The 9663-nt window shown below is 67.2% G+C and carries 12 protein-coding genes; 4 read left to right on the top strand and 8 right to left on the bottom strand.

The annotated features are described in order from the left end of the window. Positions 1 to 145: 145 nt before the first annotated feature. The 6 genes from ACPEES_RS22445 to ACPEES_RS22420 form a co-directional block, all read right to left on the bottom strand. Complete coding sequence (locus ACPEES_RS22445; RefSeq protein WP_435106560.1) at positions 146 to 880, bottom strand: substrate-binding periplasmic protein; 735 nt, start codon at positions 878 to 880, stop codon at positions 146 to 148. A 51-nt stretch (positions 881 to 931) separates the two neighbouring features. Next, positions 932 to 2194 (bottom strand): NAD(P)/FAD-dependent oxidoreductase, encoded by a 1263-nt coding sequence (locus ACPEES_RS22440; RefSeq protein WP_435106558.1) that lies wholly within the window; start codon positions 2192 to 2194, stop codon positions 932 to 934. Between the two features lie 3 nt (positions 2195 to 2197). Then, positions 2198 to 2386, bottom strand: a complete 189-nt coding sequence (locus ACPEES_RS22435) for a ferredoxin (RefSeq protein ID WP_435106556.1) — start codon at positions 2384 to 2386, stop codon at positions 2198 to 2200. Between the two features lie 48 nt (positions 2387 to 2434). Next, complete coding sequence (locus ACPEES_RS22430; RefSeq protein WP_435106554.1) at positions 2435 to 3640, bottom strand: cytochrome P450; 1206 nt, start codon at positions 3638 to 3640, stop codon at positions 2435 to 2437. Between the two features lie 314 nt (positions 3641 to 3954). Next, positions 3955 to 4155: a hypothetical protein gene (locus ACPEES_RS22425; protein WP_435106552.1), complete on the bottom strand. Its 201-nt coding sequence runs from the start codon at positions 4153 to 4155 to the stop codon at positions 3955 to 3957. Positions 4156 to 4201: 46 nt separating this feature from the next. Continuing rightward, complete coding sequence (locus tag ACPEES_RS22420; protein ID WP_435106550.1) at positions 4202 to 5383, bottom strand: MFS transporter; 1182 nt, start codon at positions 5381 to 5383, stop codon at positions 4202 to 4204. Positions 5384 to 5706: 323 nt separating this feature from the next. On the opposite strand from ACPEES_RS22420, the gene ACPEES_RS22415 reads away from it, so the two are divergent. The 3 genes from ACPEES_RS22415 (at position 5707) to ACPEES_RS22405 (ending at position 8339) form a co-directional block, all read left to right on the top strand. After that, entirely contained in the window at positions 5707 to 6141 is a 435-nt protein-coding gene (locus ACPEES_RS22415) for a DoxX family protein (protein WP_435106548.1), read from the top strand. Between the two features lie 14 nt (positions 6142 to 6155). Then, complete coding sequence (locus tag ACPEES_RS22410; protein WP_435106545.1) at positions 6156 to 7169, top strand: glutathione S-transferase family protein; 1014 nt, start codon at positions 6156 to 6158, stop codon at positions 7167 to 7169. A 420-nt stretch (positions 7170 to 7589) separates the two neighbouring features. Further along, positions 7590 to 8339, top strand: coding sequence for an alpha/beta fold hydrolase (locus ACPEES_RS22405; protein WP_435106544.1), 750 nt, complete (start codon positions 7590 to 7592; stop codon positions 8337 to 8339). 177 nt (positions 8340 to 8516) lie between these two features. Here ACPEES_RS22405 and ACPEES_RS22400 read toward each other — a convergent pair whose 3' ends face one another. Both ACPEES_RS22400 and ACPEES_RS22395 read right to left on the bottom strand, forming a co-directional pair. Continuing rightward, complete coding sequence (locus ACPEES_RS22400; protein ID WP_435106542.1) at positions 8517 to 8855, bottom strand: hypothetical protein; 339 nt, start codon at positions 8853 to 8855, stop codon at positions 8517 to 8519. Positions 8856 to 9269: 414 nt separating this feature from the next. Then, complete coding sequence (locus ACPEES_RS22395) at positions 9270 to 9434, bottom strand: DUF4357 domain-containing protein (protein WP_435106565.1); 165 nt, start codon at positions 9432 to 9434, stop codon at positions 9270 to 9272. An 83-nt stretch (positions 9435 to 9517) separates the two neighbouring features. Between ACPEES_RS22395 and ACPEES_RS22390 the strand changes: the two genes are divergently transcribed. Beyond that, positions 9518 to 9663, top strand: a 146-nt coding sequence (locus ACPEES_RS22390; RefSeq protein WP_435106562.1) for a helix-turn-helix domain-containing protein, incomplete at its 3' end; no start/stop codon positions are given.

Below are 9663 nucleotides of genomic sequence, written 5' to 3'. Positions count from 1 at the left end.
AAGCAGAGACAGATCGAGCATTCACCCCCCGTTGAAGCGGGTACTCGAGACTCCGCAACCATCGCCGGCAGTCTGCGTAGGTCGGCTGCTCCTGGCAGCCGACATCTTCGCGGCCGCCGACCTGCGGTCGTCTCCGGCATCTGTGCTATGCCCCCTCGGGCTGTCGGAACGGGTAGGCGAGATCCGGCAGCCACCGCCGCCAGACGCGCTCCAGGCGGCCGTCCGCCCTGACCCGGGCGAGGGCACCGTCGACCTGGTGGAGGATGTCCTCCCGCCCCTTGGCGACGGACACGCCCCACTCGTTGCGGGTGGGCACGGTGAAGGCGACCCGGAACGCCGGATCGTCGCCGACGGGCACCAGGGCCACGTCGTCGTCGACCACGGCGTCCACCTCGCCGGCGCGCAGGGCGGCGATCATGTCGCCGAAGACGTCGTCGCTGGCACCGTCGAAGGGCGCCAGCACCGCCCCGTCGAACGTCTCCGCGAGCGCCATGTTCACGCTGTTGGCGATGGCGGCGACGCGCACACCGGCCAGGTCGGCCGGGCCGCGGATGGCGGCATCGGCGCGTACCAGCACCGACTCGTCGAAGATCGCGTAGGGCGTGGTGAAGTCCACGAACTGCTTGCGGTAGTCGCTGATGCCCTGGCCGCAGAGAATGACGTCGCCCTTGCCGGCGTTGAGCGCGGGCATGAACTCGCTCCAGAGTGTGAACACCCAGGAGACGGGGATGCCGAGCTCGTCGCCGATGAGCTCCGCCACCTCCGGCTCGAAGCCGTGGCGCTGGCGCCCCTCGCCGGTCCAGAACAGCGGCCGGGCCTCCAGGTCCGCGCATATGACCCGCAGCTCGTCGAGGCCCGTCGTGGTAGTCGTCGGTTCCAAGATGCTCTCCTCCCTCGCGTGGTTCGCGTTATGTAGTGACGTGTGGGCCGGTCACCCCGCCGTGCCGGCGCTTCGGCGCGCCTCGATCGGCGGGCCGGCGGACTGCAGCCGTTTGCGGTAGTACGCGAGCCGGTGCTTGCACTGCACGAGCGCGGCGCCGACCAGGCGGTCGTCGCGGTAGTACTCGACGGCGAGGCCATCCTCACCGGCCCGTGACAGATCCAGGCCGCCCTCCGCCACCACGACCCGGTCGGCGAGAGCGGGCGCCCCCAGGCCCTGCACACGGCGATCGAACTGGTCCGTCCAGAAGGTGGGCAGCGGCTCGAACGGGGACTCGTCGGCGGGCGCACCAGCGAGATGATCCACCAGCGTCCGGGCGGCGCGCTTGGCCGTATCCGTGGGCATGCACCAGTGCTCCACGCGTCGCGGCACGTCGTCGAAAAGCGGGTTGGGGAAGCGCGCGACGTCGCCCACCGCCACCACGTGGGGCAGGCCCTCGACCCGCAGGGCGTTGTCGCAGAGCACCCCGTCGCCCAGGTCCAGGCCGTTGCCGGCGAGCCATTCCACGTTGGGGTGCGAGCCGATGGCCTCGACGACCACCTCCGCCGGCAGTACCTCGCCGTCGTCGAGCACCAGCCCCTGCACCGGGCCATTCACCGAGTCGGGACGCATGGCACGGACGGTGCGCCCCGGGCGGAACGCCACACCCCGGGCCTCGTGATAGCGCTGAACGGCGGCGCCGAGCGCCCCGCCCAGCACCCGCTCCAGGGGACAGGCTTCCGGCCCGACCACCGTCACCTCGCACCCGAGCGTGCGCGCCGTGGCAGCCACCTCGCAGCCGATGAAGCCGAACCCGACCACGGCCACCCGCGGGCGTGCGGCGAGGGCTTGCCGCAGCGCGAGGGCATCGTCGAGATCGCGGATCACGTGGCGCCCGCTTTCGCCGCCCTCGAGCGGCAACCGCCGGGAGCGAAGGCCGGTGGCGACCACCAGGCCGTCGAAGACGAGGGACTCGCCGTCGTCCAGGCGGACCTGCCGGTCCTCCAGGGCGGTGGAGACCACGGAGCGGCCCAGGCGCCAGTCCACGTCCGAGAGGCTGTCACGCAGCCGGAAGGCGAGCCCCCGGTGCGTGTCGTCCGCATCGGTCTGCGTATCCGAGCCCAGCACGTCCTTGGACAGGGGCGGGCGGTTGTAGGGGCGATAGGCTTCCTCCCCGACCACCGTGATCCGCCCCTGCCAGCCCCTGGACCGGAGCTGCTCGGCCGCCCGCAGGCCGCCGAGCGACGCGCCCACGATGAGGATATGGCCGGTCATGGGTCAGTCCTCGACCGTGATGGCCTGCTCCGGGCACACGTCGGCGGCCTCCTCGACCGCCTCGCGCAGGGCGTCGTCCGGGTGCTCGGCGAATGCGAGCTTGCCCTGGTCGTCGAACTCGAACACCTCCGGGGCGGCGATCACGCACTGCCCGTGTTCCTGGCACTTCTTGAGATCAACGCATACTTTCATCGCTACTCTCCTCCTAGCTCGTTTATGTCGCGCCCACGCCGGTGGACGTCATTCGCCGCGGTCGAAGGCCACGGGCAGCTTCACCGGGCCGGTGTTGCCGCTGCGCGGCAGCCACTCGGTCTCGCCGTCGATGCGCGGCTCGCGGAGCCGGCGCGCCAGAATCGGCAGGGCCTCGCTCATGTCGCAGCGGGCGATGAAATGCCCGAGGCAGTGGTGGGTGCCGCCGCCGAAACCGAAATGCGGCGGGCGCTCGGCGGTGATGTCGAAGCCGCCGTCGGGCACGGCCCGGGGGTCGGTGCCCGCCGACTCGGAGAACAGGTGCACCGTCGTGCCCTGCTCGATGTGCAGCCCCTGGAACTCGAAGTCCTCGACGGCCTCGCGCGTCACCCAGGTGACCGTCGGGTTCACCCGCATGACCTCCTCCACTGCGGCGGAGCCGAGCTCGGGGCGCTCGGCGAGAATCCGCCACTGCTCCGGGTGCTTCATGAACATCTCCAGCGCCAGGCCCAGCTGATTGCGGGTCGTGTCCATGCCGCCGAAGATGAGCAGCACCACCATGATCCGCAGCTCCTCGTGGGAGAGCCGGTCCTCGCGGGTCTGGGCGAACACCAGGCGGGAGACGAAGTCGTCGCCGGGGTTCTCGCGGCGGTCGGCGATGAGCTCGTCCGCGTAGCCGTACAGGCCCTCCAGCGCGGCCTCGATCTGCGGCAGGTCCTGCTTGAGGGTGACGCCGAGAGCCAGGCCCACGGTGGCCGACCAGTCCGCGATCTTCTTCCACTCCGCCTCCGGCAGCCCCAGGAGCTGGGCGATCACACGCGCCGCGTAGGGCTCGGCGAACTGCGAGACGAACTCGCAGCGGCCGCTGTCGTGGAACGCGTCGATGAGCTCGTTGGCCAGGGCCTTGAAGCGGGGGGTCAGAGCCGAGATGAGCCTGGGGGAGAAGGCGGGATTGACCAGGCGGCGCAGGCGGGCGTGATCCTGACCCTCCTTGTTCAGCAGCACGTGGGACCACCACTCGGCGAACGGCCCTTCGGTCACACCGTTATGCCGCGGCCACGCCGCGCTACCCTGGCGCAGCCGAGGGTCACGCAGCAGCGACTTCATCTCCTCGTAGCGCAGCACCGCGATGCCGTAGCTCGTGCGCGCATACCAGCTGCGCTCGCGGGCCTCGTGGACCTCGTCCGAGTTGATCACGAAGGCGGGGTCCGCCACGTCCAGGTAGGGCGCCTCGGCACCCGCTTGCACTGTCGCCATCGTCTCCTCCTCTCCTCGACTTGTGTGCCCAGGACATGTCCATGACCTGGATCAATTTCCGATAACATATAATTTAATATGTTTTTTGGCGCAACCCGTCGACCGACGAGCGTGTACCCGCCGGTAGCAGGCACGGCACCGGAAAGTGCTAGCGGTTACCCTTGGGCTTGAAGGGCCAAGTCAGCGAAAACACTGCGCTTTTTGGCCGGGTAAGGGCGTGACGGTAAGGGCAGCAGGCAGGTTAGTGTCGGTCAAACGGTATCAGCGCGAGCCCGTGACTCCGAGCTAAGGCAAACAGGCCCCAGCCCGGTGCCTCAGTCACGGGCGGGATCGTCGTCTTCCGGTGCATGAGCCGGGTCAGCGGAAGTGTCAGTCAGCATGTCCGCGGAAAGGCGGTGTGCCTGCCGCAACTCGGACCGAGGCAGCTTGCGAAGCGTTTCCTCTGTGCGCACCTCCGCCCGCTGGCGTGCTTCGGGGCTCATGCCTTCCTTCAGCTCGTCGAACTTGCGCGCCATGACGGATATCTCCCTGCGTCTCTGGAATCTCCTGCGTATTCGGAATCTAAGGATACCCAACGGCTCGCTCTGTCGCCTCTCCAGACTCCGATCCCCACCCCGCCGTCGTGGTGAGGACCGCGACGAGGGCGAAGGCCACGAACGCGGCCCGATAGCCGAAGGCCTCGATGAGCTGTCCGGCCACGGGCGAGCCCAGTGCCTGGCCGACGGCGATCATGAGAAACGGCAGGCCGATGCCGATCGCGGGCCGGTCAGCATAGACCCGCACGCCCCACACCAAGTACACGCCGGTGAGCATGATATAGGCAGCGCCGAACAGCATGGCCGAGACGAGCACGCCGGCACCCCCGGCGGAGACGAGCACCAGCAGGCAACTGGCCACCGCCAGCGCCAGGAGCGATCCGCCGTGGACCGCATTGATGCCGAATCGCTGAACGAGATCCCCCGCCGCCGCGCCGGCTAACCCGCCGATCCCGATGACCACCCAGACCAGGTTCGCCAGCCCGGCGGCCAGATCCTGGCGTTGGACGACGAGCTCACCGGCGAACGTCCAGTACACGGCGCTGGCGAAGCCCATGGCCGCTGCGGCCAGCATCAGCGCAGCGGCACGCGGACGCAGCAGGGCCCGCCAGGGAAGCGCGTCACCCTCGCGTTCGGGCTCACGGTGGCGTGTCTCCCCACGGCGGGGCGCGGCGGCGGCAATCCAGACCGTCGCGGCGAACGCCATCACGGTGAACGCCCAGTAAGCCTCCCGCCACTGCCCCATGGCGAGCAGCGCCGCCGGCCCGGAGATGACGATACCGGCGCACGTGCCGCTATTGATGAGCGCATTGGCGCGCGGCTGCTGCTGGGTGTCGATCAGCCTCGCGACCGCGTCGGCCATGGGCGGCGAGGAGAACCCCGTGCTCATGCCCGCGATCAGCACCCCCGCGGCGAGGACCGCCGGGGTCTGGCCCAGCGCGATGAGTGCCATCCCGCCGGTGGCCACTACCCCCGCCAGGCACGCGATGGGGCGCGGTCCGAAGCGCGTCGACAGCAACGCCGCCGTCACGATCGCGATGCAATAGCCCGCGTACGATCCGCCACCAATGGCCCCGGCAAGCGCGGGACTGAGACCGACATCCGCCCGCATGTCCGGCAGGAACAGGCCATAGGCGAACCGGGCCAGGCCGTACGTGACGCCAATGAGCGCCATTCCCGCGGGAACGAGCCGATAGATCGGTTTCATCGAACGCACCTTCGTCGTGTGAACGTTCGACGAGGCTCGTGGATCGCAGTCATTCAATCAAACGAAAAGATCTGAACCGTCTTTTCAGAACTGCTGAATGCAGGCATTGATCATTGCCGGCGAGGAGACACGCATAGCACCCGCACTGCAGCGGTAACCTCCAAGAACTCGCATCATTGCAATTGCGAGCTGCACGAATGCTTCTTCGCACTGCGTCCATGCAAGCCTACGATCAGCCTCACCCACTGACACCAGCGGAAAACCCGGCGGTCAGGCGTCCGCCGGACCGACACTCGAACGACACCTCAACGGAGGATACGGCCATGATCGATGAACGTTTTGCCCCCTATGCCACGTTTCTCCTGCGCGTCGCGCTGGGCGTGATGTTTCTTGCCCATAGCGTCGTCCTCAAGCTCATGACCTTCGGGCTCCCGGGTACAGCGGCGTTCTTCGCCTCCATCGGGCTGCCCGGCTGGCTCGCCTACGTCGTGTTCACCATGGAGGTCGTGGGCGGCACCGCGCTCGTGCTCGGCGTACAGACCCGTTGGGTCGCGGTGCTCCTCGCGCCGATCCTCATCGGCGCCATCTGGCGGCATGCCGGCTTCGGCTGGGTATTCGATACCGACGGCGGCGGCTGGGAGTACCCCCTCTACCTGACCCTGCTCTGCGCCGCCCAGGCAATGCTCGGCGACGGCGCCTGGGCGCTGAGCCGCAGCCGCCTGCCTCACGGATTGCGGCGTCTCACCACCGCGGCCTGACGAGGTGACCCGCGATGGCTCGCATCAAGGCTCTCATCAACGGGCAATGGTACGGCGATCTCGAGGAGACACCGGCCGTGCGCCGGGCCCTCGCGACGGGTGATCGGTTCCGGACCCGGGTCACCGCCGACGGCGGCCCGGGTCCGAACGGTGCGTCGGCGCTGCCGGCAGAGCCGGGGCGCTATCACCTCTACGTCTCGTACGCCTGCCCCTGGGCCCACCGGACCATCCTCTACCGCCGGCTGAAAGGGCTGGAGGACGTGATTTCTCTATCCGTGCTCCATCCGCGCATGGGTGACGAGGCCGGCTGGCGCTTCGGCGACACGGCCATGAGCACGCCGGACCACGCCAACGGCTGCCGCTACCTCCACGAGGTCTATCAGCGCGGCAAACCCGACGCGACCACCCGCGTGACGGTGCCCATGCTCTGGGACAAGCACGAGGGCCGCATCGTCAATCGCGAGTCCGGCGACATCATGCGCATGCTCAATAGCGCATTCGACCGTTGGGGTGACGCGGACGTCGATTTCTATCCGCCGGGGCTGCGCCCGGCTATCGACAAGCTCAACGCGCTGATTCTGCCCAGGGTCTGCGCCGGCGTGTACCGAGCCGGCTTCGCCCGGAGTCAGGCGGACTACGACCGGGCCGTGCACGAGCTCTTCGAGACCCTGGACGAGCTGGAGCGTCGCCTCGGCCGGCAACCCTATCTGCTCGGCGAGCACATCACCGAGAGCGACTGGCACCTGTTCTGCACCCTGGTGCGCTTCGACGCCGCCTATCACGGCGCGCTGCGGTGCAACCGCTACCGGCTGACCGACTACCCGGCACTGGCCGCGTTCACCCGACGGCTCTACCGACTACCCGGTGTCGCCGAGACGGTGAAATTCGACCACATCAAAGCCCACTACTACGACGACCTGGGCGAGCTGGAACCCACGATCGTTCCGGCCGGGCCGGCCCGGGACTTTCGTTCGGAATGCACGGCCAAACCGCCCCCGGAGTTCAGCCGGATTGAAGCAGAGCATTAGAAGAATTCGTTTGTGACGCGGGGCTTAACTCCTTAGCGTTCCGGGGAAGATCAGCTTGCACTCTGCCCGCAATTGCGCGCCGACTCCTTGCGCTGGGGAGCCCGATCATGGCGAGAGAGCAGGGCCCATTCCCCGCTTTTGACAAAGCAGGTGTCGAGAAAAGTATCGACCCTCGAACGCGGCAAAAATACGTCAATCGCGCCAGAGAATTGCGTTCCGCTTTCTGGTGGAACGCAATCGAAAAACTGAGCACCTGTGTCGCCCAGCGATTGTCGCGTTGCGTCGGTCGCAACCGGCGCCGCAGGCACCCCCCTCAAGCACGTGGAGACGAATAGCATGATCGACTGGTCGCTAACGCAGGCATTTGCGTAGCCACAGGGGACGATACGCTGGGACCGCCTCGGTGAAGGGCGCCCGGTCGTGCTGCTTCACGGCACGCCGAACTGGTCGTTTATCTGGCGCAACGTCGCACCGATTCTGGCGGAGAGCTGGAAAGTCTACGTTTTCGACTGGCCGGGTTTCGGCACCTCGGACCGTTTCCCGAATCAGAACGTCTCCTGGGACGAACAACCGCGGCGCCTGGTGGAGCTCATCGAGCACTGGCAGCTCGAGCGCCCGGCGGTGGTGGCATTCGACTTCGCCCCCATCTTCGCCCTCCGCGCGCACCTGCTGGAAGGTCTGCCGCTCGGACCCCTGGTTCTCGCCGACGCCGCGGTGATTCCACCGTTCGCCACCGATTTCTCGCGCCAGGCCAAGGAGAACATCGGCGTCTTCCGCAACCTGCCGACCCACATCGCCGAGGGCATGATCCGGGCACACATCGAGCGCACCACCCATCACCCGATGCCACGCGAAGTCCTGGACGGCTACCTCCGGCAATGGCGCGGTGACGAGGGCGTCGCCGCCTACTGGCGGGCGGTCGAATGCTACGACGAGCACATGGCGCGCCCGCTAGTCCCGCGCCTCGGCGCATTGGAGATCCCGACCCTGGTGCTCTGGGGCGAGCACGACGCCTGGCTGCCGCCGAGCATGGGCCGAACCCTCGCCGCCACCATCCCGAACGCCACGCTGCAGTACGTGGCGGACGCCGGCCATTTCGCCCCGGAAGACAATCCCACCGGCTTTGCGAACGCCGTGGGCGAATTCCTGCGCGAGCATGGCCACACGTGAGCGACATGGTCGACCGGCCCGTCCATGGCAGAAGGCGATATCGACGGCCGAATCACGCGTTAGGTGTCCCGATCGCGCCGACGATCACAACTCGCCCGCGTGGGGGAATACGGCGGGCATTCCCCCGCGGCGCACCGACGAACCGAGTGTCCACGATGGCGCGTTCGGTCGGGCGACCTACTGGCTCGTCGCACTACCCGGCTCGGTCGCCTGCTCCTGCTGTTGCTGTGTCGGCTGTTGCTGCTGCGTCTGCTGCTGTTGCGACGGTTGCTGCTCAGCGGATGGCTCCATCGTTTCGAACCGCGCGAACTCGGCGCGCTCGAGATTGCCATCGCTGTTGGCGTCGAGCACGTCGAACTCCTTGGCGACCTCCGGCTTGGCAGCCGCCTCGCTTTCCGAGACCTTGCCGTCCTGATCCTGGTCCAGCTTCGCGAACTCCTGATCGGAACACGCCGAGAGCGTCACGGCGGCGACGAAGGGGATGGCGAGCAGCCCCGCTGTCCATTTCCCGTTCATGGCGGACCTCCCTTCACGATGGGGTTCCGGTCGGGGCTCGCATCACTCGCGAATGCGTACCCCGTGGGAAGGTTTGTGCATCCGGCGTGCCAACACCCCGAAAACCGCCACCAGTCGCTGGAATTACGGCCGCACCCACCCGGAAACGTCGCCAAAGAGTGACGCATTTCACTCGATGGCCAAGTAAGGGACATGAGAGACAAGCGTGTAAGCGGGAGTATCCAACGTCGCCATGCAACGACGTCACCGGAAATCGACGTTGCGCCAACTGAAGTAGTTGAGTATTTGTCCAACACGGATATCGTGGAGCATGTTTGGCAAAGAACGCTTGGTGCTGTCTAACGTGGTAACAACGCCCTCTCTGAGGGCCCTACTGGAAGTTGCAGGGCCGCGTCCACGTGTCGAATCGCACTTTCACACGGCCTCTGTCCGAGCGTTTTGAAGTTCCTTCAATGTTCGGCCATGCCGGTCTTTCCAGGCCGTGCGGCCGTTGGCTGCGCCGCCGACCAGAACACCAGCAGCCGTGGAAGGCGATGCAAAGCGGAAGTCCTGGGTAAAAAATGTCGGGTCCCCGACGATTGCATAGACCCGTCACGATATGCATTATGGATGGGTCGCGAGGTGATGCACGAGCTGATTGAAGGCGTCAGGGAAGGAACCGAGTGAACATTCGACTGCACAAAAACGCCACGACCACGCCGGCGCGCCGCGCGGAGATCCAGCGTTCGGATAAGCCGGTGCGCGAGCTCGCCCGGGAATTCGGCGTCAGCGAGGATACGATCCGGCGGTGGAAGCGCCGAGAGACGGT

Source organism: Arhodomonas sp. AD133 (assembly GCF_051195215.1).
Classification (GTDB): Bacteria; Pseudomonadota; Gammaproteobacteria; order Nitrococcales; family Nitrococcaceae; genus Arhodomonas.
The sequence above is the reverse complement of the archived record's forward strand: the minus strand, read 5'-3'. Positions and strand labels throughout refer to the sequence as shown.

What these genes read in the sequence shown, in the direction of transcription:
- ACPEES_RS22440 (WP_435106558.1), bottom strand. Translation starts at nt 2,194, where the DNA reads ATGACCGGCCATATCCTCATCGTGGGCGCGTCGCTCGGCGGCCTGCGG.
- ACPEES_RS22435 (WP_435106556.1), bottom strand. Translation starts at nt 2,386, where the DNA reads ATGAAAGTATGCGTTGATCTCAAGAAGTGCCAGGAACACGGGCAGTGC.
- ACPEES_RS22430 (WP_435106554.1), bottom strand. Translation starts at nt 3,640, where the DNA reads ATGGCGACAGTGCAAGCGGGTGCCGAGGCGCCCTACCTGGACGTGGCG.
- ACPEES_RS22425 (WP_435106552.1), bottom strand. Translation starts at nt 4,155, where the DNA reads ATGGCGCGCAAGTTCGACGAGCTGAAGGAAGGCATGAGCCCCGAAGCA.
- ACPEES_RS22420 (WP_435106550.1), bottom strand. Translation starts at nt 5,383, where the DNA reads ATGAAACCGATCTATCGGCTCGTTCCCGCGGGAATGGCGCTCATTGGC.
- ACPEES_RS22415 (WP_435106548.1), top strand. Translation starts at nt 5,707, where the DNA reads ATGATCGATGAACGTTTTGCCCCCTATGCCACGTTTCTCCTGCGCGTC.
- ACPEES_RS22410 (WP_435106545.1), top strand. Translation starts at nt 6,156, where the DNA reads ATGGCTCGCATCAAGGCTCTCATCAACGGGCAATGGTACGGCGATCTC.
- ACPEES_RS22400 (WP_435106542.1), bottom strand. Translation starts at nt 8,855, where the DNA reads ATGAACGGGAAATGGACAGCGGGGCTGCTCGCCATCCCCTTCGTCGCC.